Genomic DNA, 23,137 nt, shown 5'->3' with positions numbered 1-23,137 from the left:
AAAGCTATGAAGCCGGGCTCTATCTCCGAGGCTCGGTCATGTGGTTGAAGCTCCTCACTTCAACCACATGATCCGAACTCTAAACAGCTCCTAGGGGTGCCACCGGAATACGGCAGAAACGGGCCGCGGGCTTGATCGCTGATCGTTAAGATCTTGACGTTCCGGCTGCTTAGTGGTGGTTTCTGGGGGTTCGGGTGGCGTCGATCGATCGGACGGCGTACCCGAGGTTCACCCGGGCGGTGTCGGTGCGGGAACTGGCGGAGGTGTTCACCCCGTCGATCGGTGAGGTGGAGTGGGCGCGCGGCAGAACACAGGACGACCAGCATTTCCTGGCGTTGCTGGTGTGGCTGAAGGCCTACCAGCGGCTGGGGTACTTCCCGAAGCTGGCGGACGTCCCGGCGACGGTGGCCGAGCACATCCGTGGCGTGCTCGGGTTGCCCGAGGGGCTGGTGCCGGCCGATACCGCGGAGCGCTCCGCCAAGCGGCACCGGAGTTTCGTGCGCCAGCGCATGGGCGTGGTCTATGACGCGGCCGGGGTACGGGCGGTGGCCGCCGAGGCGATCCGCAAGGCGGCCCAGGCCAAGGACAACCCGGCCGACCTGATCAACGTGGCGTTGGAGGAGCTGGTCCGGGAACGGTGCGAGCTGCCCGGCTACACGACGCTGGATGAACTGACCAAGAAGATCCGTACCGAGGTCAACCGGGGGTTCTTCACGCTGGTCGCGGGCCGTATCGACGCGGCCGCCCGGGCGAGGCTGGGCCGGTTGCTGGTGGTCGACCCCATCACCCGGCGCAGCGCCTACGACGGGCTGAAGGACGTGGCGCAGGCCGCCTCGCTGGGCAAGTTCAAGGGCCGCCTGGCGTTCTTGCGGGACCTGGACGCCCTGGGGGCGAGTGAGGTGTGGCTGGAGGGCGTCCCGCCGGGGAAGATCTCGCACTTCGCGGGTGAGGCGCGGGTGACCGACGTGGCCGACCTGCGCAAGGTGCTGGATGAGGACAAGCGCCTGACGCTGATCGCCAGCCTGTTGCACACGGTGCGGACCGGGGTCCGCGACGACGTGGTGACGATGTTCTGCAAGCGGATGGCGGCGATCCACAAGAAGGGCCGCGACCAGCTGGAGACGCTGCGGGAGATCCACCGCGCCGAGTCTGAGCGGCTGCTGGGCGTGTTCGGCGACGTCCTGGACGGCGTCCGTGAAGCCCTGGGCCCCGAACAGCAGCCCGGCGGCCACAGCGGCGACGCCTCGGGCCAGGAGGTGGTGGCCGAGCGGGCGGGCCGGCTGGTGCTCAAGGCCCTGGAGCAGGCCGGTGGCCTGGAGGCGCTGGCGGCCGCGCACGAGGCGGTCTCGGCCCATCACGGCAATAACTACCTGCCGCTGCTGGAGGCGCACTACCGTTCGCACCGTTCGGCGCTGTTTACCCTGGTGGAGTCGATCGAGCTGGAGTCGACCAACGCCGATCGCAGCGTCTTGGACGCGGTGGAGTACCTGTACGCCCAGCGCGGCGCCCGCGGCGCGTTCGTCCCCGATCAGGTGAGCGTGGAGCGGACCGGCCCGGACGGCGCTCCGGTGACGGTGTGGCTGTCGGTCGATGTGGACGCCTTCGCCTCGGCGATGTGGCGCAAGGTCCTCAAAGATCCGGACCGGCCTGGCATGCTGGTGCGCCGTCACCTGGAGGTGTGCGTGTTCTCCTACCTGGCGGCCGAGCTGCGCTCGGGCGACATCGCGGTGAGCGGATCGGACTCCTACGCCAACCTGCACACCCAGCTGATGTCCTGGCAGGAGTGCGCGCCGCTGGCCGAGACGTTCTGCGCCGAGGCCGGGCTGCCGGCCGACCCGGCCGAGCTGACCGGCCACTACCGGCGGCTGCTGGCCGAGATCGCCGCCGGGGTGGATGCCGGCTACCCGGGCAACACCGACCTGAAGCTGGAGGGCGGCCGTCCCGTCCTGCACCGCCGCAAGGGAGCCGAACGCAGCAAGGAGGCGCTCACCCTGGAGGCGGCCGTGCATGACCGGCTGCCGCAGCGCGACCTGCTGGACATCCTCACCCGCACCGCCTACCAGCTGGGCTGGCACCACCATTTCGGGCCCGCCTCCGGCTCGGACCCGAAGATCAAGGACACGCTCGGCCGGTATGTGCTGATGGTGTTCACCTACGGCACCCTGCTCGGCCCGGCCCAGGTCGCCGCGCACATGCGCGGCCAGATCAGCGCCGCCGAGATCGCCCTGGCCGCCAACAAGCACGCCACCGGCGAGAAGGTCGGCAAAGCCTCCACGAGGGTGGTCAACGGCTTCAATCGGCTCGACATCACCTCGATGTGGGGCGACGGCAAGACCGTGGCCGCCGACGGCTCCCAGGTCGAAACCTGGGAGAACAACCTGCTGGCCGAGTCCCACATCCGCTACGGCGGCTACGGGGGGCTGGCCTACCGGCACATCTCCAACACCTACGTCGCCCTGTTCTCCCACTTCATCCCGTGCGGGGTGTGGGAGGCGGTCTACATCATCGAGGGCCTGCTGCGCAACGCCTCGGAGATCCAGCCCGACACCATCCACGCCGACACCCAAGGCCAGTCACTGCCGGTCTTCGGCCTGGCCGCACTCCTGGGGTTCGACCTGCTGCCACGCATCCGTAACTGGCACGACCTGATCTTCTACCGGCCCGATCCGGAGGTCCGCTACGCCCACATCGACTCGCTGTTCGGTGACGAGGCGATCGACTGGCGGCTGATCGAGACCCACTGGACGGATCTGCTGCGCACCGCGATCTCCATCCGTGAGAACCGGATCTCCTCGGTCACCCTCCTGCGGCGCCTGGGCAACCACTCCCGCAAGAACCGTCTCTACCGGGCCTTCCGCGAACTCGGCCGCGCGGTGCGCACCATCACGCTGCTGCGCTACCTGTCCGACCCCGACCTGCGCGAGCAGATCACGGCGATCACCAACCGCAACGAAGCCTTCCACGGGTTCGCCGACTGGCTGATGTTCGGCGGCAAGCTCATCCCGCACAACGACCCCGACTACCAGGAAAAGATCATCAAGTTCAACGAGCTGCTGGCCAACTGCGTGATCTACTCCACCGCCTGCGACATCACCGACGCCGCCAACGCCATCGCCGCCGAAGGCCATCCCGTCGACCCCGACGACCTGGCCACCATCTCCCCCTACATCACCCATACCATCCGCCGGTTCGGCAACTGGACCCTCAACCTCACCCCACCCGCCGCCGCCCCCACCACCCGGCTCGATCTCGAACCCCGCGTCCTGTTCGCCCCCTGACGCACCCTCTCGCCCGCCGTGCCTTCAGCCCTCTGCTCCTGAACGTGTCCCTAGCCGCCAGGTAGAGGGCCCACGGGCTCGAAGCAGCAGTCACTGGTCACTTAGCACTATTAGTCATCCGAGCCGGTGGCCACGGGTGGTACCTCGACGACGAAGAACAGGAAGCAGGTGTTGGTCGAAAAGTCATGGAAGTCGTCGGGGAACAGCTCACGGGCGGCCGGATCGGGCTGTGGCTCGCCGATGATGGAAAGACGGAAGCCGGCGGTGGTGAAGGCATCGGTCATCGCGTGCAACGGCCTGCGCCAGAACTTCATTGGGAAGGACTGCCCGTTGAACGTCCAGTCGACGATATAGCTGGTGGTCGCAAAGTAGTCGGGCCGAGACTCTTGGATCGTGAAGGCCGAGAAAGGGTGTTCTACTGACGCGATCAGCCTGCCGCCGGGCCTGAGCACGCGCCGCAACTCGGCCAGCGTCGGCCCCCAGTCCTCCAGGTAGTGCAGCACCAGCGAGGCGACCACGTCGTCGAACGCACCGTCGTTGAACGGCAGACGGTCGCTCAAGTCGACCACGTGCATGTCCGCGTCGTCACCGAGCCGCCGCCTGGCCAACGCCAGCATCCCGGCGCTGGCGTCGACGCCGGTGACGACGGCACCGCGGTCGCGTAGTGCAGCGGACAGGGGGCCCGAACCGCAACCGGCGTCCAGGATCCGACGGCCGGCCACGTCTCCGGCGAGGGCCAACATCGCGGGCCGCGCGTAATAAGCGTTCACGAGGCTGTCCTCGTTCTCCACCGAGTACGCCTCGGCGAAGCTGTCGTAGTCATTCACCTGGTCCCGATCCGCGGACTGGGCGAAGCTCTCGGAGACCTCAGCTGCACGTTCCATCGGCACACCCTAGCGAGTAGCCATGACCCGCGGGGCAGGCCCTAGAAGATCGCTGAAGACCTTGGTTTGGTCCGTTGCGGGCGGGGTTGGTGGACACGGTCTACTTTGGGGCTGGGGACACCTTCGGGAGTGGAGGGCCTTCACACCGACTTTCTGGACAGAGGTTTCTGGACGGTGTCGTGCCTGGTCGTCACAGTGTCCAGAAAGGTAGACGTTTCTGGACGGAGGATCTCATGGTGTTCATCTACGAAGGTCAGCGGCCGAAGGTCTTGCGGGCCCAGGTCGACGGGAAGGAGGGATACGTTCTGCTGCCCGACCAGGACAACCCCGAAGAAGCGATCTACTTCTCCTCCTGGCAAGGCGGCCTGACCACGTGGGTGCCGGAGCTGACCCTCATCGTCGGCCAGGCCCCGCCGGAGGACCTGCCAGCCCTCGACGACCACCTCCAGAGGCCCTGACCCCAGATCACATCACCGAGGACCCGATGGGCCGCACCATCGCCTACGCGCGTGTCTCTACCCGCGACCAAAACCCCCAGCTCCAGCTCGACGCCCTCGCCGCCGACGGCTACGACATCCTGTTCCAGGAGAGAATCTCCAGCCGTCTGCGCGGGGACCGTCCCGAGTTCGCCGCCGCCCTGGCCGAACTGCGCCCCGGTGACACGTTGAAGTTCTGGAAGTCCGACCGGTGGGGCCGCTCAGCCGCACACGTGTTGACCGTGGTGACCGAGCTGCGCGAGCGCGGCGTCAGGGTCGTGTCCCTGACGGAGAACTTCGACCTGGACACCAAGGAGGGCCGCTTCATGTTCGCGGTCCTGGCCGCGGCCGCCGAGTATGAGGTGGAACTACGCGCCGAGCGCCAGGCCGACGGGATCGCCGCCACCAAGCGCCGCGAGGCCACCGGCGCCATGCTGCCCGGCAAGAAGAAGACCGGTCGGCCGCGCGTCATCGGCCCCGCCGAGCTGGCGACGCTGCGCCACCTGGTCGACGACGGCGTCTCGGTCACCGAGGCCGCCCGCACTCTCAAGATCGGCCGCTCCACCGCCTACGCAGCTCTCGCGCAACGCTGACCAGCGGCTATCTCACCTCGCGGCCCGTTTCTGCCGTATTCCGGTGGCACCCCTACTACGTCGGCGCCGGCTGGAACGACAACATCCGTTCCGCCCGTACCGAGAGCAGCCGCCTGGTGGAGCTGTGGGACAACTACGACTGCACCGGTGGAGCGATCGTCGTCGACAGCAGCGGCTACAACTCGATCGGCAGCTGGGTCAGCGCCTACCGCATCCGCTAGTTCGGTGACGCTGGACGCAAACGGTGAAGGCGGCCCTGTTCCGGCCGCGGGCGCGCGGAAGGAGCGGTACGGAAACCAGCGGTAGAACCTGCCGCCGGTGAGAACACGGAGGCCGCACCCGACAGGACATCCGTCTTGCCGGGTGCGGCCATGCCGTGGCGCGGTCACGGGCCGGAGAGACTCCTCCGCCCGTCCTCACACCGTCCCGCTCGAACGCGGCCCCGCGGCTCAGTCCTCCAGCTCGTCCAGCAAAGAGGCCAGCAGGTTCTCCTCCGGTCGCACGATCCGCTCCGCGATCTCGCGCAGGGTCAGCTTCTCCAGAAAGAGCGTGACAGGGACGTCGAGGTCGAAGTCGTCGCGCATGCGGCCGACGAGGAAGACGGCGGTGAGCGAGTCGCCGCCGGCGGCAAGATAGGTCCTGTCCAGGTCCTCGGCCCTGGTCAGCCCGAGCGTGGCCGACAGCAGTCCGATCACCGCGTCCTGCAGGTGACCGGTGTTCGCCAGGGCGGGCACCGAGACGGGCACCGAGACTAGCGCGGACAGGGAGAAGGCTCCGTAGGAGACCCCGGAGAAGGCGCGGGTGCGAATGGCCGGCCGGCTCCCGGCCCACTCCTCGACCGCCACGTGCACGTTGGTTCCGCCGATGCCGACGGAGGTGATCCCGGCCCTCCGGATCCCCCGCGAGGACGTCCAGGGAGAGGCGGCGGTGACCAGGTCGAAGGGGGAGGCCTGGAGGCGGAGGTCGGGGTGCGGGCGGGTGACGTTGGCCGAGGGCACCAGGGTCCGGTTCTCCAGCATGAGCACTGTCTTGATCAGACCCGCGACTCCGGCGGCGGTGTCCAGGTGGCCGAGGTTGGACTTGACCGAGCCGATCAGACAGCGGTCGGCCTCGGCGAAGGCGGTGGAGGCGGCGGCGATCTCGATGCGGTCGCCCAGTTCGGTGGCGGTGCCATGGGTCTCCAGGTAGTGCGCCTGCGCGGGGTCGAGTCCCGCGGCCGCCCACGCCTCGACGATGGCGGCGGCCTGCCGGTCGACGCTGGGCGCGGTGAAGCCGACCTTGGCCGAGCCGTCGTTGGTGATCGCGGAGCCACGGATGACCGCGCGGATCGGGTCGCCGTCGGCCGCGGCGTCCTCCAGCCGCCTGAGCACCACCAGGCCGACGCCGTTGCCGGGGACCGTGCCGGCCGCCTTCTCGTCGAACGGGCGGCACCGGCCGTCGGGGGAGAAGACGCCACCGGGCCGGTAGAGGTAGCCGCGCCTGCGGACGGAGTCGATCGAGACGCCCCCGGCGAGCGCGGTGTCGCATTCACCCAGCAACAGTGCCTGCGCGGCCAGATGGACCGCGGTCAGCGAGGTGGAGCAGGCCGTCTGCACGGTGAGGCTGGGGCCGTCCAGTCCCAGGCGGTAGGAGATCCATCCGGCCAGGAACTCGCGGTCGGTCAGGACACGCAGGTGCATGGCGCCGTACCGCGCGGCCAGACCGGGGTCGGCATGGGCGGCGATCATGTGCTCACTCAGCCCGCCGCCCACATAGACGCCGGTACGCCGGGGTGGTCTGCGCGGGTCGTGGCCGGCGTCCTCCAGCGCGTTCCACGCCGTCTGCAGCAGCTGGCGGTGCTGGGGGTCGAGAGCGACCGCCTCGGCGGGATTGAAGCCGAACAGTTCCGCTTCGAACCGGTCGGCGCCGACGAGGTAACCCTTCGACGGCACGTAGGCCGGGTCGCGCAGTTCCTCCTCGCCGACTCCGGCGTCGCGAAGCTCCTTCTCGCTGAAGTCGGTGATCGAACAGACCCCGTCGCGTAGGTTGGCCCAGAAGGCGGCGAGGTCGCAGGCACCTGGGAAACGGCCGCTCATTCCGATGACGGCCACGGCCGCATCAGTCACGATCTCCTCCTTGTTCTGGCCGCCAGGCGCGCCCGCCTGTCCGCGCCGTGTCGCCGGGCCTGGTCGTGGTGGGGTCGCGTGACGCCGTCGAGCCGGGCCGCGAGGGTGGCGACGGTGGGATGCCGGAACAGTTCGACCAGGGCCAGCTCGTCGTGGTCTTGGTCGTGCAGGGCCGCCAGGACGGTCAGCAGCCGGATCGAGGTGCCGCCCACGTCGAAGAAGTTGTCGTGTGTTCCGATGTGTTCCACGCCCAGTACCCGCCTCCAGATTCCGGCGATCAGTTCCTCGGTCGCGCCGGACGGGGTGTGATGGGGTTCGGTGGGACCGCGGTGTACGGCGAGCGGCTCCGGCAGCCTGGTCCGGTCCACCTTGCCGGAGCGGTTGACCGGCAGCTCGTCCAGGAGTGTGACGGTGTCGGGCATCATGTAGCCGGGCAGGTGTTCGGCCAGCCAGGACCGTAGGGCGGCGGGGTCGGCTCCCGGGGCGACGGCGTAGGCGGCCAGCCGTCGCCCGTCGTCCTCGCCGACGACGCGGGCGGCGGCGACGGAGACCAGCGGGTGTGTCGCGAGCAGGCTCTCGATCTCGCCCAGTTCGATGCGGAATCCTCGGATCTTGACCTGGGTGTCGGTCCGGCCCAGATACGACAGCACCCCGTCGGCGTCGTAACGGCCCAGATCCCCGGTCCGGTACATGCGTGAGCCGGGCGGGCCGTACGGGGCTGCGACGAACCGCTCGGCTGTCAGTCCCGGCCGTTCGGCGTAGCCTCGGGCGAGCCCGGCTCCGGCCACGTAGATCTCCCCGGTCACTCCTACCGGGACCGGGCGTAGCCGTTCGTCCAGCACGTAGACGCGGACCCCGGTGACCGGACGGCCGAGCACCACCGGTTCGCCGGGTTCCAGATCGGCGAGGGTCGAATAGACGGTGGTCTCGCTCGGTCCGTAGGCGTTCACGATCCGCCGGTGCGGTGCCCACCAGCGTCTGACCAGTTCCGGCGGGACCGTCTCGCCACCGACGGCCAGGGTTCGCAGGTCCGGCAGTTCGTGCGGGGGCATGGACATCGCGGCCGCGGGGGGCAGGAACGCGTAGGTGATGCGCGAGTCCTGGAGACGTGCGAGCAGGTCTTCACCGAGACGTTCGTATTCGTGGGGGATGTGCAGTTCGGCGCCCGCCGTCCAGGTGAAGAGGAGGTCGGAGACCGCCACGTCGAAGCCGAAGTTGACGTACTGCAGGACCCTGTCGTCACGGGTGACGGGGAACTGCCCACGTACGGCCGTCACCAGGTTGAGCAGAGCGCCGTGCTCCACGGCCACTCCTTTGGGGGCGCCGGTGGAGCCGGAGGTGAACAGGACATACGCGAGGTTGCCCGGCTTCGGCGGGCCCGGGGGCGGCTCCAGCGGGCCGAGCTCGTCGAGTACCGGCACGTCCAGTTGACGGGCGAGCGCACGGGTGCCGTCGCCGGTGACGAGCAGGTGGACACGGGTGCCGGAGACCATGGCGGCCAGGCGGGCGGGTGGGTGACCGGGGTCGAGCGGGACGTAGGCGCCGCCGGCTCTCAGTACGGCCAGCGCGGAGACGGCCATCTCCAGGGATCTCGGCAGGAGCAGGCCCACGGGGACCTCCGGTCCCACCCCCGCCCCGCGCAGCCGGACGGCCAGGTCGTCCGCCCGTTGCAGGAGCTCGCGATAGGTCAGGGTGGCCTCGCCGTACGTCACCGCGACGGAATCGGGCCGCTCCGCGGCTGTCGCGGCGATGAGATCCGGCACGAGCGGGGACGAGGGGGCCGGGGGACCGGCCGGAAAGCGGGTCGCCAGGGCGAACTGCTCGGCGTTGAGCATGCCGATCCGGCTGATCGGCAGGTCGGGGCGCTCCAGCAGTCCTTCGAGCATCACCCGCAGGCTCCGGGCCCAGTGTCCGACGGTCGCCGCGTCGAACAGGTCGCTTCGGTAGACGACATGCCCGAGGAGTTCCCCGTCCCACCGTTCGACGTAGAGCAGCAGGTCGAACTTGGCTTCGTCCAGTATCAACTCGATGCGTTCCACCCGTGTGCCGGGCAGCCGCAGGGTCAGTGAGGTGTCGCCGTAGTAGGAGAACATCACCTGGACCAGCGGGTCGTGGCTGAGCTGTCGTTCGGGCATCACCGCTTCGACGACGGCTTCCAGGGGCGCGTCGTGGTGCAGGCGGCCGTCGAGCAGGCGGTCGTGCAGCCGATCGACCAGCTCCCCGAAGGTGGGGTCGCCGGTGAGGTCGGCCCGGACGGCCAGGGTGTTGGTCAGCAGGCCCACCACGCCCTGGACGGAGGGGTGGTCGCGGCCGGAGACAGGTACGCCGATCACCAGGTCCCGCTGGCCGGTGACGCGGCCGAGGAAGGCGGCGAAGGCGGCGAAGAGCACGGTGAAGGAGGTGGTTCCCCGGTCGCGGGCAAGCTTGGCGAGGCGGTGCGGTGTGTCGGGAGGCAGGGGGAGTCGTTCGACGCCACCGGCGGTGCCCTGTACCGGCGGGCGGGGCCGGTCGGTCGGCAGGGCCAGGGTGTGCGGTGCGCCGGACAGGCTGTCGGCCCAGTAGGCGACCGCCTCCTCGGCGGGGTGTTCACGGCGCCAGGCGGCGTAGCCGGGGTACTGCAGCTCCAGGGGTTCCAGTTCGGCTCCGCCGTAGGCCGTGGCCAGCTCGTCCAGAAGGATCTGCAGGGACCAGCCGTCGCAGATCAGGTGGTGGGCGACGAGCAGAACGCGGTGCAGGTCCGCCGAGACGGTGTGGACCGCGCACCGCAGCAGCGGTCCTCGCTCCACGTCGAAGGGCCGGGCGGCCTCCGCTCTCAGGTCGAGCCGCGCCACGCCGGTGAAGGCGGGTTCGGCGGAGTCCCAGACCACCTGGACGTACTCGCCGTCGCGGACGCGGAAGACCGTCCGCAACGACTCGTGTCTGGCGACCAGCGTCTCCAGCGCCCGGCGGAAGGCTTCGACGTCGAAGGGGCCGTGGACGGCGAAGGCGACCGGCACGTTGTACTGGGCCGTGCCCGGGTGCATGCGATCCAGCACCAGCAGCCTGGCCTGGGTGGGGGAGACGGGGAATTCGTAACGCATCGCGACTCCCGTGGGTTCGGGGCGAGGGCTGTGGTGACCGTCGCCACAGCCCTCGGCGCCCGCATGCTCCGCTCGGCGAACCGTGGGGTGACGGCGTTGTTCCACTCCGCCGGAAGGAGGCGGGTTCACCTACTCGGCCCCGTCCGCCAGCTGTTCGAAGGCATGCACGAGGCGTCCCATGATCAGCGCGGCCTCGGTGCGGGTGCGGCAGTCGGGCCGGTAGGCCAGCCGTATGTACAGCCGGTCAGCCGGATCGATCATGACGGCCAGCGGGTAGTGCGAGGAGTCCCAGACCTCGGCCAGCCGCAGGCGCCCGGGACGGTCCAGGCCGTCGCGGGGATAGTTCTCGAAGCCCAGCGCGGTGTCGAACAGGTCGCGGTGCCCGGCCAGCCGTTGCAGGTCGGCCAGGCGCACGTACTGGTGGGCGGCCAGCCGGGCGTGCTCGTCCTGCAGGCGGGCCAGGAGGTTGTCGCCGAGCCTGACCCGTACCGGCAGCGCGTTGATGAACAGGCCGATCATCGACTCGATTCCGGGGATCTCGGGCGGGCGGCCGGAGACGATGGTGCCGAAGACGACGTCGTCCTGGCCGGTCATCTGGGCGAGGACCATGGCCCAGGCGGCCTGGGCGAGGATGTAGAGCGTGACGTCGACCGCGCGGGCCCGCTCGCGCAGCCTCCTGCTCAGCTCTTCGGTGAGTTCGAGGTCGAGCGTGTGCGGGATCACGCCGTCGAGGGCGTCCGGATGCAGGCGGGTGGGACCGGGCAGCCCCGCCAGGACCGGTTCCCAGGCGGCCGTGGCCTTGTCCGACTCCTGGGCGCGGAGCCAGGCCAGGTAGTCGCGGAACTGGGGGGCGGGCGGCAGCGTCTCGCCCTCGTACAGCGCGATGAGCTCGCGGGCCAGGAGGGGCTTCGACCAGCCGTCGATCAGGAGGTGGTGGACCGTCAGCAGCAGTTCTGAGCCGACCAGCGCGGCGCGGAGCAGCGGTGGCCTGGTGACGTCGAAGGGCCTGATCCGGTCTGCCGCCATCACCTCCTCCATCGTCTGTCCGTCCACCTCGACGAAGGGGACGGACACGTGTTCCGGCACCAGTTGCACCGGCCTGCGCAGCCCCGCCTTGTACCGGAAACAGGCGCGCAGGCCGGCGTGCCGTTCCACCAGGGTGTCGACCGCCCGCCGCAGTGCCGCCACGTCCACCGGCCCGTCGATCCGGAACCGGCCCTGCATCATGTAGACGTCCGGCCCGGACTCGACCAGGAGCGCACGGTAGAGCATGCCCTCCTGGGTGGGGGAGAGGGGCAGGATGTCCGACAGCCTGGACCCCACCGCCGCCTCCAGCGCGTCGACCTGTTCCTGCGAGAGCTCGACCAGCGGGAAGTCCGAGCTGGTCGAGCCGCCCCCCTGTTCCCTGGCGAGCACGCCGAGCGCTTCGAACCACAGGTCGGCCAAGGCCTCGGCCTCCTCTGCCGACATGCCGGCGTAGGACCAGACGGCCACCAGGTGGGGTCCGTCGGCGATCACGTCGAGTTCCACGGCGTAGGCCGTCGGCACGTCGGTCGTGCCGACCGGTTCCAGGTCGTCGCCGGAGAAGCGCCCGAGGTAGTTGAAGCGCAGGTCGGGCCCGGGCGAGGCGGCCAGCCGTGGTGCGGTGTCAGGGTTGAGATAACGCAACATGCCGTAGCCGAGCCCGCCGCCGGGAACCGCCCGCAGCTGCTCCTTGACCTGCTTCAGCGTGACGCCGGCCGCGCCGTCCCAGAACCCTTCCGCGGCCTCCAGCCGGACCGGGTACTGCGCGGTGAACCAGCCGACGGTCGCCGAGAGGTCCACGTCGCCGGTCGGCTCCTCGCGTCCGTGGCCCTCCAGTTCGACCAGCAGGGCGTTGCCGTGGCCGCGCCACCTGGCCGCCGCGGCGGTCAGCGCGGCCAGCAGCACGTGGTCCGGCCCGCAGCGGTAGGCGGTGGGCAGCCGGGTGAGCACCGCCTCGGTGATCTCGGGCGCGAGGGTCCTGGTCAGGGTGGTACGGCTGCCGCCGCTCGTCCTGCCGGGCACCAGCCCGGCCTCCTCGCCCGCGTCCATCCCGGTCCAGAAGGGCAGCTCGGCCAGGCGCGCCGGGCTTACCGCCTGCTCGTGCAGCAGTGTGGACCAGCGTTGCACGGAGGTCCCGCGCGGAGGAGGCGCATCGGCTCCCGACAGCAGCACCGCCATCTCGGCGGCCAGGATGCGCATGGACACGCCGTCGGCGGCCAGGCGGTGCACGGTGAGGAGAAGCTTGCCCGCCTCCTTCTGCCAGACGGCCTGGAGCATCCTGCCCTTCTCGGGATCCAGGGCGGCCCCGCCGAGCCCCACCGGCTCGGCGGTCGCCGGGACCTCTAGTTCCCAGTGCTCGCCGGAGTGGCGGACGAGCCGCGTCCGCAGGCTCGCGTGCCGTTCGGTCAGGGTCTGGAGCGCTCGACCGATGCGCTCGGCGTCGGCGTCGTCGGGCACCGGCAGCAGGGTTGACAGCGCGAAGGCGTGCAGCGGGCCGTGGTGCTCGCGCCACCGGTGCATGATCGGGGTGAGGGGGAAGCGCCCGACCGGCGAGTCGGTCGCCACCTCGCTCGTGGCTCCGGCGAGCGCGGCGAGCCTGGCCGGGGTCCGTGCGACGAAGACGTCCTTCGGGGTGAGGACGATCGCCTCCTCCCTGGCCCGGGAGACGAGCTGGAGGGCCGCGATGCTGTCGCCGCCCAGGGCGAAGAAGCTGTCCTGCGCTCCGACGTCGTCGACCTTGAGGAACTCGGCGAACAACTCGCAGAGCCGGGCCTCCACGGCGCCGGTGGGGGCACGGGTCCCGGCCCGGCGCGGCGGCGTGGGCAGGGCGGCCCGGTGGAGCTTGCCGCTGCGGGTCAGGGGCAGGCTCGCCAGCTCGACGAAGGCGCCGGGCACCATCTGGACCGGCAGCCGGGCCGCCGTGTGGGCGATGAGCGCGTCCTGGTCGAGCTCGCCGTGCGGCACCACGTAGGCGATCAGGCGTCCGTCCCGCAGGACCACGGCGGCGCCGCTCACCGAGGGGTGGGCGGAAAGGACCGCCTCGATCTCGCCCGGCTCGACGCGTACGCCGGACACCTTCATCTGGTCGTCGGTGCGGCTGAGGAAGTCCAGCTGCCCGTCGGGCCGCCGACGCGCGAGGTCCCCGGTCCGGTACATGCGCGCGCCGGGCTCGAACGGGCAGGCCACGAAACGCTCGGCGGTCAGCCCGGGCCGGTTGAGATAGCCGCGCGCCAGGAGGTCCCCGGTCAGGTAGAGCTCGCCGGGCACGCCCACGGGTACCGGGCGCAGCCGGGCGTCCAGCACGTAGGCCCCGACGTTGTCCATGGGCAGGCCGATCGGCGGGAGCCCCTGGGGCTGCTCCGTGCTCAGGGTCGCCAGGACCGTGCCCTCGGTCGGCCCGTAGGTGTTGTGGAAGCGGCGCCTGCTGTTCGCCCAGGCCCGCACCAGCTCGGCGGAGCAGACCTCGCCGATGGTGGCGATCACGCGCAGCGCCGGATACTCGCCCGGCGGCACACTGGCCAGGATCGTCGGTGAGATGAAGGTGCCGGTGATCTCGCGCTCCACGAGCACCTCCGCCAGCTCACGGCCCGTCAGGGGACCGGGCCTGGTGACGACGAGTGTGCCGCCGGAGCCGAAGGCCATGCACAGCTCGCCGACCAGGACGTCGAAGGTCGGGGCGCTCAGCTGCAGTATCCGGCTGGAGGCGTCGATCCGGAGCTGCTCGACCAGGGAGACGGTCAGCGTCGCGTGCCCGGTGTGCGAGGCCACGACGCCCTTGGGGGTGCCGGTGGATCCGGAGGTGTAGTAGACGTGCGCGGCCTGCAGCGGTTGGAGGGCCCGCGGGAGCGGGGCCCGGCCGGAGTCGCCGGGCGACAACCGCGAGACACCCGTCTCCGGTAAGGGCGTCGCCGGGTCGGCCACGACGGCCACCGGCGCGGCGTCCCGCAGGATGAACGCGATCCGGTCCTGCGGGTATTCGGGGTCGATGGGCAGGAAGGCGGCTCCGGCGCGCTGGACCGCGAGGATGCCCACCACCAGCTCCACCGACCGGCCGAGGACGAGTGCGACGATCCGCTCCGGACCGGCGCCGCACTCGCGCAACGCCCCGGCCAGGCGGTCGGCCCGCGCGATCAGCTCGGCGTAGGTCACCGCCTCCTGCTCCGACTCGACCGCCACGGCGTCCGGTGAGAGGGCCGCCTGCCGTACCGCCAGATCCGCCGGCGAGGTGGCGGGCAGCTCCCGGGGGACGGCGGCGCCGGGCGTCTCTCCGGACAGCAGCGCCGCGTGGGAGATCGGCGTGTCGGGGGAGCGCACCAGGTCGGCCAGCAGGACGGTGAAACCGTCGGCCCAGGCGCGGACCGCCTCGGGGTCGTAGAGGTCGGTGCGGACCTCCAGCGCCCCCGCGAGACCGTCCTCGGTGTCGCGCACGATCCCCATCACGTCGTGCTCGCCGCCGGTCTGCACGCGCTCCGGCTCGGCGATCTCCTGCAACATCCGCACGCTCTCCTGGCGGGTCAGGTGCATGAAGACCCACTGGAACAGCGGCGAACGCCCGACAACCCGCTCGGGGCGGATCGCGCTGACGATCCGCCCCACAGGTACATCGGCGTTGTCGAGCAGGCGCGGGAAGTCGGCGGTGAAGCGGCTCAGCAGGTCGGCGAAGGTCGTCTCCGGCTCGAAGTGCCAGCGGGTGGGAACCTCGTTCATGACGTAGCCGATGACGCGTTCCAGGCCCTTGGCCGCCCGGTTGGCGACGGGCGTGCCGATCGTCATGTCGTCCTGGCCGCTCAGCCGGTGGGCGAGCACCGCGAAGGCGGTCATCAGGACGCCGTAGACGGTCGCGCCCCGCTCCCTGGCCAACGCGCGGATCGCCGCCTCTCCCTCCAGGTCGATGTGGAAGGGAAGCCGCGTGATGCCGAACGGGCCGCGCGGCGCGCCGAGCGGCCCCACGGTCAGCGGGGGCGGAGGGGCGCCCAGATAGTCGCGCCAGAAGCCCAGCTGGGCCTGGAGTACCCCGGCCTCCTCCAGTTCGCGCTGCCACGAGGCGAAGTCGGGGTACTGGATCTCCGGGCGGCCGAGTACCGGCGGGGTGCCGTCGCGCACGGTCTTGTAGGCGGCGGTGAACTCCCTGTGCAGGATGTCGAAGGAGAACCAGTCGGTCACGATGTGATGCAGTGCCAGGACCAGGGCCGAGCGCTTTTCGTCAACCCTGATGAAGCGTCCCCGGATCAGCCGGTCCCTGCTGAGGTCGAAGCGCCGCCGGCTGTAGGCGGTCAGCTCGTCGTGGAGGGAGTCACGTAGTTCGGCCCGCTCCAGGACGAAGGGCCCCGCGGCGGGGAAGTCGGCGCGCAGTTCGTCGACCGATCCGGTGATGCGCATGCGCAGGATGTCGTGCTGCTCCTGGACGATCGTCAGGGCGGCTTCGAGGTCGCCGGGGTCCACGGGGCCGTCGAAGTGGTAGGCGCAGCAGAGGTTGAGGGCGGACAACTCCGAATAGAGCGCCTCGTAGACCCACAGGTCCTCCTGGCCTGGGCTGAGCCGTACCGGCCGGGAGGGGTCGCGTTGCGGGACGATGTCGGGGATCGCCCCGATCTGCCCTGCCTCGACGAGGCGGCGCAGGAGTGTGACGCGCTGCTCACGCGGGAGCGCGGCGAAACGGGTCGTGGTACTCATGGGGCCTCCGTCATCAGCGTGGACAGTCGCTCCAGCCCGGCGAGCACCTGCTCGGCCGGGAGCCCGAAGTCGACGAAGCAGGCCACTTCGTCGACGCCCAGGTCGCTCAGGTCGGTGAGGAACTCGCGGCAGCGCTCGGCCGGGCCGAGCAGTCCGCCCCAGTTCAGGTAGCGGCGGAGGGCGAACTCGGCCAGTGCGTCGCTCTCCCGTTCGGTGAGCCGGGCGGCCCGGCCGTCGTCCAGCCGGTTGGTGGCGGTCTGCGCCACGTAGGACTTCAGGTAGGCCTTGAGCGGCTCGCCTACCGTCCGGGCCGCGTCGTCGGCGACGTGGGTGTGGGCCATCAGGGTCACCGTGCCCTTTGGGTGCAGCTCCCGGTAGAGGGCGATCCTGCCGGCCAGTTCCTCGCGGGTCTGGCCGATCGTCGCGGCCAGTACGTTGGTGCGCAGCCGCCCGGCGGTCCTCCAGGTCTGCGGGTTGCCCGAGGTCGTCAGCCACAGGGGGAGCTCGGGCGAGTAGGGCGTGGGCTGGGGCCGTACCGCGACCGGCCTGCCGCTGCCGTCGGTGAACTCCACCTCCTCGCCCGACCACAGGCGGCGCAGCAGTTCGATGCCGTCCAGGGCGTGTTCGCGCCGCCCGGCGAACCGCTCGGGGGCGAGCACGAAGTCCTTGGAGTGCCAGCCGGTGGCCACCGACAGGCCGATCCGGCCGCGCGACAGGTTGTCGACGACGGCCCAGTCCTCCACGACCCGCAGCGGGTGGTGCAGTGGCAGCACCAGGCTGCCCGCCCGGATCGCGATGCGCTCGGTGGCCACCGCCAGGGCCGCGCTCAGCACCGACGGGTTGGGGAAGACCTGGCCCACCTGCTGGAAGTGCCGTTCGGGGGTCCAGACTGCGGTGAAGCCCAGTCGGTCGGCCACTCTGGCGATGTCCAGGATCTCGGTGTACTTCGTGGCATGGCCGACGCCGCTGACGTTGTCGGCCCCGAAGAACATGACGCTGATATCCATCGGGACGTCAGTCCTTTCCCGGGACCTGGGCGGCCGGGTGATGGGGACGCCGTGGAGGCGAACCTCGGTGCCGGCGCGGCGAGAGGCCGTGGACCGTGTCAGGCACGGGTGACGCTCGCGGGCCGGATGCCGCGCCCGTTGGCCTCGACGTGGTCAAGGCGCTCGGCTCTCGGGGAGGTTCCCAGCGCGACCCGCCGGCCCGCGGGGACCTTCGGGCCGAAGGGCCACAGCGCGTGCCGGTTCCCGTCGTTGACCAGGACCAGGTAGGTGCCTTCGGCTTCCTCGAACGGGTCGGTCATGTCGCGGTCTCCGTTCCGGTCGGGCGGGTGGACGTCGATCTCACGTACGGCGATGCCGGCCAGGCCCGCGGCAAGGAGCCGGGAAGCGTCTTTTCCACGTCGGCTATTTCGGGATGGCGCGGTTTTGCTCCGGAGGTGAACGCGGGATATATCCCGGGCCCTCACGATCCAATGCGTGCGCGAAGAACCTCTGCCGCAGCTCCGCCTCCCGAAAGACTCGCGCCTGGTTCAGGCGGATGCGTGAATCCATGTTTCGGTTGTCCGTGAGGGATGAGACTTCGAATGTGCTCTCACGTTCACGGCGTGCTGCTAAAGAACTCTTGCGGAAAGTATGTTGCCCACCAGGTCCTGTCAAGGGGAGGTCCCGGCGAGGCGGGGGTTTCGGTTGGTCGAGCTGAGTCCTGATGGTGGGCCGGGTAACGCCGACCGGCGTCCCGAAGCTCGCGGCGAGCCTTCCCGCCGTGTGTGCAGGGGATTTCACAAAGGTGATTGTTCATATCTTTTGAAGCCGTGTCGCAGAACAGCGTTCGGTTCCGCCGATGAGCGACGGGGCCGGTCACGGACGGTGGCAGGGGAGGCGGGAAAGGCCCGTACCTCGACGCACCTGCGCCGGCCTCCGCTCGGATCTGTGTCACCGGCCGCAGAGCGGATCGGCTCGGTGCATTTTCGGAATCACCTCCCGAAATCCGTGCTCGCAGGAGAAGTTTCGCGAACAGTAATTGAGCGAACGGTCCGCGGAACGTCCGTGGCGTCGGCTTCGCGCAATCGGCCATTTCTGAGAGCGCAAAAAGCCGCGAACGCTGCGGAAAGTCACATCGCGTCCGGCCGTGGCGACCCGAGTGGCGAGACCGCGTGAGGAGTTCTTACAGGCCGAATCAGGTCGTTCCACCTGTCGGCCCGGCGGAAGCACGGAGCCGAAAACCTCGCGTCGCCGATGAATGCGTGGCCCGCGACCGCCGCTCACCGGGGATGCGCCGGCCGACCGGTTCAGTCGCGGACGGCTCGTTGCAGGACGGCCTGGATGTGATCAGGGTCGGCGGAGGCGTTGTCGAGGAGGATCGCGGTGCACAGCCCGTCAGAGGCCGCGACGAGGGCGGCGATGGCCGCAGGGTCGTCGGTCAGCGTGGCGGCGAGTTCGGCGATGTTCTCCCGCCAGCGGCGTGCCACGGGCCGCAGTGGGGGGCGGCGGGCGGCCAGGGTCGCCAGCTCGCGTTCGGCCAGAGCGCGTTCACGTCCGGAACCGGCGGACTCGGCGATGAGGCGGGCCAAGCCGGCGAGCTTGTCGCCGGGGGTGTCGATGATGTCGCGAATGCGGGCGGTGTAGGCGTCGGCGACGCTCGTGAGGGCGGCGACGAGCAGGTCGTCGAGGGTCGCGAAGTAGTAGGTGCTCAGGGACGTCGTGGTGCCGGCCTGCTTGGCGACCGTGCGATGGGTGACGCCCGCCGCGCCGTCGCGAGTGACCACGGCAAGGGTGGCCTCGATGATCTCCGCGCGTCGTCTCTCACCACGCGCGCGGCGTCCGTCGATGTGCTCGCCGTCGTCGGTGGTGTCGTCCATGCTGCTCCTCGGCACGACCCCAGGGTAGTGGGACCGTCGTTCAACCGTCCGTGTCGCGGCTCCGCGCCTCCCCGAGCGCGGGCACATGACGCAGCATCTTGAGGCACAGCACCGTGGCGGCGGCGATGACGACCCCCGCGACCAGGGAAGCGATGTTGAGTCCGCTGGTGAAGGCCTGCCGGGCCGCCTCAACGGTCCCGGGCGGAAGGTTCTCGGTGATCGCCGCGGTCGCGTTCAGACTGTCGGTGAGGGGACTGGAGGTCTCCGACGCCAGGCCTTCGGGCACCGTCACCTGAGTACGGTAGACGGCGGTGGTGAGGCTGCCGAGCAGGGCGACGCCGACGGCGATGCCGAGCTCCTGGACCGTCTCGGACATCGACGCCGCCGACCCGGATCGCGTCGCCGGCACCGCACCCACCACGATGTCGGTGCCCAGGGCGGCGAGGGCGCCCAGCCCGAGATAGACGAACGCGAAGCCGGCCGTCACAGGGATCTCGTCGTCGAGCCCCGCGGTGGCGAGCAGCGCGTATCCGGCGAGGGACACCCCGAGGGCGGCACCCATGACCGAGCCGGGACGCAAGCGCCGGGCGACCAGGGGAGCACCGATGGCGGCGGCGAACATCGCCAGCGCCGGTGGACCCATCCAGAGTCCCGCGTCGAAGGGCGTGAGCCCCACGACGAGCTGGAGGTACTGCGTGACCAGGTACATCGAGCCCCCGACTCCGGCCAGGCCGATGAGCAGCACGCTCAACGCCACGGTGAAGGCCCGGTTGCCGAACAGTGTCACGTCCAGCAGGGGGTCGGTGAGGCGGCGTTGGCGACGTACGAACACGACTCCGGCCAGAACGCCCGCCACGGCACAGACGAGGGCCGGGCCGCCGGGGCCGTCGGAGGCGATGCGCTTGACGGAGTAGACGACCGGAAGGATCGCCGCCAGGGACAGGCCCACGCTGATCAGGTCCGGCCGGCCGGTGGCCGGGGCCGCGTACTCGGGGAGCAGTGCGCGTGCTCCGGCCAGGACGACGAGGGCGACGGGCACCACCGTCAGGAACGGCGCTCCCCACCAGAAGGAGTCCACCAGCGCTCCGCCCACGATCGGCCCGGCGGCCATCCCGAGCGCGAACATCGTGGCCCAGACCCCGATCGCGACCGCGCGCTGACGTGGGTCGGGGAACATGTTCGAGATCAGCGACAGCGTGGAGGGCATGAGCGTCGCCCCGGCCACCCCCAGCAGGGCGCGCGCGAGGATCAGCAGTTCGGCCGTGGGGGCGAACGCGGCGAACACCGAGGCCGCCGCGAAGGCGATCATCCCGATCTTCAGCAACCGGCGTCGCCCGATCCGATCGCCCAGCGTGCCCATGGTGACGAGGAACCCGGCGACGAGGAACCCGTAGGCGTCCATGATCCATAGCAGCTGGGTGGCCGACGGGGACAGATCGGCCGCCATGCTCGGCGCCACCAGGTACAGCACGGTCACGTCCAGCCCCAGCAGCACCGTCGGCATGGCCAGCAGGCCCAGGCCCGCCCACTGGCGCGCCCCTGCCCGCGTGAACCGTTGCCCCGCCATCACGCCCCCTTCGCTCTCATAAAATTGAACAGTAGTACAACTAGTACAAACGTTCAATTTAATGAGAGCGGGCGTCACCGGCCGGGGATGGGACGTACGTCTCGTTCTTGATCGGGTAAACCATCAGCCGGTCGAGGCCACCCGGGCCGGACGGCGACATGAGCTCACGTTCCGGTGCCGGTCCGCGGTTCGTCGCTCACGGAGGCGGTGCGGCCTCACCTCCCAGGAGGCGTCGTGCGAGGTGAAGGGCGTCGGTCACCGGAGTGGGGCCGGCCACGGGCACGATCGAGGCGCCGCCGGCCAAGTCGGACCTGGAGCTGGGCGAGAAGACCTCCGCCCACATCAAGCACGACCCCGCGGCCCGGCGACACAGGCGCTGAGAACTGGCTCTGCGTCGTCCGGCGCGTTGCCGCCTGTACCGGATGTGCTCGTCGTGCGTAGCGCCAAAATCCGGTCGTCCGATCCTCCCCGGAGGCCGGTGTGCGCCTACGACCTGCCGCACATGTTCGCCCGGCCGGGGGGTGACGGTGTGGGTGTGGTCAGTCCGGCAGCAGGTGTGACACCAGGGTGCGTGCCCATTCGGGAGTAGGGGCCTGGTCGGTGAAGACGGCGCGGTAGTAGAGGGGGGCGAGCAGGGCGTCCGTGGCGCGTTCGACGGGCGGGGTCTCGTTACCCCGGGCCTGTTCCCGTTCGAGCATGGCTTCGAGCTGCCGCTGGCGTTCCGCGCGGCACACGCCGGCGTTCTCACCGCCCGTGCCGACGATGGCTCGTACCAAGCTGAGCGTGTCCGGGTCGCTGAGGTCCCTGGCGAGGTCGGAGGCGAAGCGTTCGAGGTCCTCGCGCAGGCTTCCGGTGTCCGGCACCACGATGTCCCCGGAGAAGCGGCTGGTCGCGACGTCGGCGAGCAGGTCTCCGACGGAGCCCCAGCGGCGGTAGACCGTGGTGGCGTGCACGCCTGCGCGGGCGGCTATCACCGGGATCGTGAGTTCGTCGGCTTCGTCGCTGAGCAGTTCGCGAACGGCCTGATGGACGGCGGCGCGGACCCGGGCAGAGCGGCCGCCGGGTCGGCTCTCGGCGCGAGGCGAGGAAGGCGCAGGACGCATGCAATCAGTATCGCATTGATCACTGCTTTATAATCGCAACGATCACTGCTTTTGTAGTACGTTGAAGCTACTAACGCAACGATCACTGCGAGATGCTCATGTCTGTTGAGTCCTCCGCCCTCCCCACACCGCCCGTCGGCGGTGCGCACTGCCGCGTGCCGTGGAAGGGGGCCTTCCCCTCCGTGGCCGCCGTCCTCGTCCTCTTTCTGGCCGCGTCCAGCGCCCCGTCCCCGATCTATGTCATTTACCAGCAGCAGTGGCAGTTCACGGCGTGGGTGCTGACGGTCGTCTTCGCCCTGTACGTGTTCGGCCTGCTCGGCTCGTTGCTCGTCGTCGGAGCGCTGTCGGACCATCTCGGCCGCCGGCCGGTGCTCGCCGCGGCGATCGCACTGGAGGTGATCGCACTCGTCCTGTTCCTGGTCGCAGGGAACGTACTCGTCCTGTCAGCCGCTCGGGTGTTGCAGGGCATCGCGACCGGGGCGGCGACGACAACGCTGAGCGCCACGCTGGTCGATCTAGAGCCGTCTCGGGGGCGGGCGGGCGTCGTCACCTCGGTGGCTCCCCTGACCGGGCTCGCCGCCGGTGCTCTCGGCAGTGGCGCGCTGGTGGAGTTCGGCCCCTCCCCGACCCGGCTGATCTATGTGCTGCTGCTCGGCGGGATGCTGCTGGCGGCGGTGGGCGTCGCCTTCGTCCCGGAGACGTCGCCGCGCCGGCCGGGAGCCGTCGCCTCCCTGCGACCCCGGGTCGCGATGCCCGCGCACCTGCACGCCGACATCGTCCCGGTGGTGCCGGCGATGATCGCCACCTGGGCCCTGGCCGGGATGTACCTCTCGCTCGGCCCGTCCGTCGCGGCCGAGTTGCTGGGGCTGCACAACCACCTGATCGGCGGCGTCGTCGTGACGCTCCTGGCCGGAACCGGAGCACTCGCGGTCTTCCTGCTCCGCTCCCGATCCGCCTCCTGGCTGCTGGCTCCCTCGTCCGCGATGCTCGGGCTGGGCACCCTGATCTCGCTCGCCGGGGTGGCGCAGAACCTTGCCTGGCTCGCCGCCGCCGGCACCGTCGTCGCGGGTCTCGGCTTCGGCGCGTCGGTGCTGGCGACGTTCGGCACGTTCGCCCGGATCGCCAGGCCGCACGAGCGCAGCGCGGTCTTCGCCCTGGCGAACACCATCAACTATCTGGGCAACAGCGTGCCCGCCGTACTCGGCGGGATCGCCGTCACTGCCCTGGGACTGAGGACCGCCACCGTGATCTACGCGCTGGCGATCGCGGTGATCACGTTCTCCGCCTTCGCCCTGCGCCTGAACCAGCTACGGGCCAACCGCCGCACCGTCATGGCCGCGTGCGGCTGAGAACGCGCGCCCGCCCTGCTCCACTCAGCAAATGCGTAACAAGTAATGGTCACGTCCAGCGAAGTGGTGTATGAGCTGACCTTCGCGTGATCCTGTTTCTGCAGGTTAAGCGGTAAGTGTCTGCGGTAGCGGATTATGGGCC

General features: G+C 70.2%; 13 protein-coding genes. 4 read left to right on the top strand and 9 right to left on the bottom strand.

Annotated features, from left to right (window positions below):
- Positions 1 to 194: 194 nt before the first annotated feature.
- On the top strand, positions 195 to 3,278 hold the full coding sequence (locus ABZ463_RS40730) for a Tn3 family transposase (protein WP_362785376.1): 3,084 nt from the start codon (positions 195 to 197) through the stop codon (positions 3,276 to 3,278).
- A gap of 110 nt (positions 3,279 to 3,388) precedes the next feature.
- Here ABZ463_RS40730 and ABZ463_RS40725 read toward each other — a convergent pair whose 3' ends face one another.
- Positions 3,389 to 4,162: a class I SAM-dependent methyltransferase gene (locus ABZ463_RS40725; RefSeq protein ID WP_362785374.1), complete on the bottom strand. Its 774-nt coding sequence runs from the start codon at positions 4,160 to 4,162 to the stop codon at positions 3,389 to 3,391.
- A gap of 233 nt (positions 4,163 to 4,395) precedes the next feature.
- Between ABZ463_RS40725 and ABZ463_RS40720 the strand changes: the two genes are divergently transcribed.
- Positions 4,396 to 4,620, top strand: coding sequence for a hypothetical protein (locus ABZ463_RS40720; RefSeq protein ID WP_362785370.1), 225 nt, complete (start codon positions 4,396 to 4,398; stop codon positions 4,618 to 4,620).
- A gap of 26 nt (positions 4,621 to 4,646) precedes the next feature.
- On the top strand, positions 4,647 to 5,231 hold the full coding sequence (locus tag ABZ463_RS40715) for a recombinase family protein (protein ID WP_362785367.1): 585 nt from the start codon (positions 4,647 to 4,649) through the stop codon (positions 5,229 to 5,231).
- Between the two features lie 449 nt (positions 5,232 to 5,680).
- On the opposite strand, the gene ABZ463_RS40710 is transcribed toward ABZ463_RS40715, so the two are convergent.
- The 8 genes from ABZ463_RS40710 to ABZ463_RS40675 all read right to left on the bottom strand — a co-directional run bounded on the left by ABZ463_RS40710 (position 5,681) and on the right by ABZ463_RS40675 (position 21,646).
- Positions 5,681 to 7,336: a beta-ketoacyl synthase N-terminal-like domain-containing protein gene (locus tag ABZ463_RS40710; RefSeq protein ID WP_362785364.1), complete on the bottom strand. Its 1,656-nt coding sequence runs from the start codon at positions 7,334 to 7,336 to the stop codon at positions 5,681 to 5,683.
- A complete protein-coding gene (locus ABZ463_RS40705; protein WP_362785361.1) occupies positions 7,333 to 10,416 on the bottom strand; it encodes an amino acid adenylation domain-containing protein in 3,084 nt (1,027 codons plus the stop codon). The genes ABZ463_RS40710 and ABZ463_RS40705 overlap by 4 nt, the downstream gene beginning before the upstream one ends.
- Positions 10,417 to 10,545: 129 nt before the next feature.
- Entirely contained in the window at positions 10,546 to 16,113 is a 5,568-nt protein-coding gene (locus tag ABZ463_RS40700; RefSeq protein WP_362785359.1) for an amino acid adenylation domain-containing protein, read from the bottom strand.
- The gene (locus tag ABZ463_RS40695; RefSeq protein ID WP_352012271.1) at positions 16,110 to 17,120 is read right to left on the bottom strand and encodes a MupA/Atu3671 family FMN-dependent luciferase-like monooxygenase; all 1,011 of its coding nucleotides are present in this window, start codon (positions 17,118 to 17,120) and stop codon (positions 16,110 to 16,112) included. The genes ABZ463_RS40700 and ABZ463_RS40695 overlap by 4 nt, the downstream gene beginning before the upstream one ends.
- Before the next feature lie 98 nt (positions 17,121 to 17,218).
- Positions 17,219 to 17,419, bottom strand: a complete 201-nt coding sequence (locus tag ABZ463_RS40690) for an MbtH family protein (protein WP_362785355.1) — start codon at positions 17,417 to 17,419, stop codon at positions 17,219 to 17,221.
- A gap of 987 nt (positions 17,420 to 18,406) precedes the next feature.
- Positions 18,407 to 18,976, bottom strand: a complete 570-nt coding sequence (locus ABZ463_RS40685) for a TetR family transcriptional regulator (protein WP_362785353.1) — start codon at positions 18,974 to 18,976, stop codon at positions 18,407 to 18,409.
- A 40-nt stretch (positions 18,977 to 19,016) separates the two neighbouring features.
- Positions 19,017 to 20,543, bottom strand: a complete 1,527-nt coding sequence (locus ABZ463_RS40680; protein WP_362785350.1) for an MFS transporter — start codon at positions 20,541 to 20,543, stop codon at positions 19,017 to 19,019.
- Between the two features lie 539 nt (positions 20,544 to 21,082).
- Entirely contained in the window at positions 21,083 to 21,646 is a 564-nt protein-coding gene (locus ABZ463_RS40675) for a TetR/AcrR family transcriptional regulator C-terminal ligand-binding domain-containing protein (RefSeq protein ID WP_352012274.1), read from the bottom strand.
- A gap of 98 nt (positions 21,647 to 21,744) precedes the next feature.
- Between ABZ463_RS40675 and ABZ463_RS40670 the strand changes: the two genes are divergently transcribed.
- Complete coding sequence (locus ABZ463_RS40670; protein ID WP_362785347.1) at positions 21,745 to 22,995, top strand: MFS transporter; 1,251 nt, start codon at positions 21,745 to 21,747, stop codon at positions 22,993 to 22,995.
- The last annotated feature ends 142 nt before the right edge of the window (positions 22,996 to 23,137 follow it).

This window comes from Streptosporangium sp. NPDC020145, assembly GCF_040631275.1.
Taxonomy (GTDB): Bacteria; Actinomycetota; Actinomycetes; order Streptosporangiales; family Streptosporangiaceae; genus Streptosporangium.
Note: the sequence above shows the minus strand (reverse complement) of the source record. Positions and strands in the feature narration are given on the sequence as shown.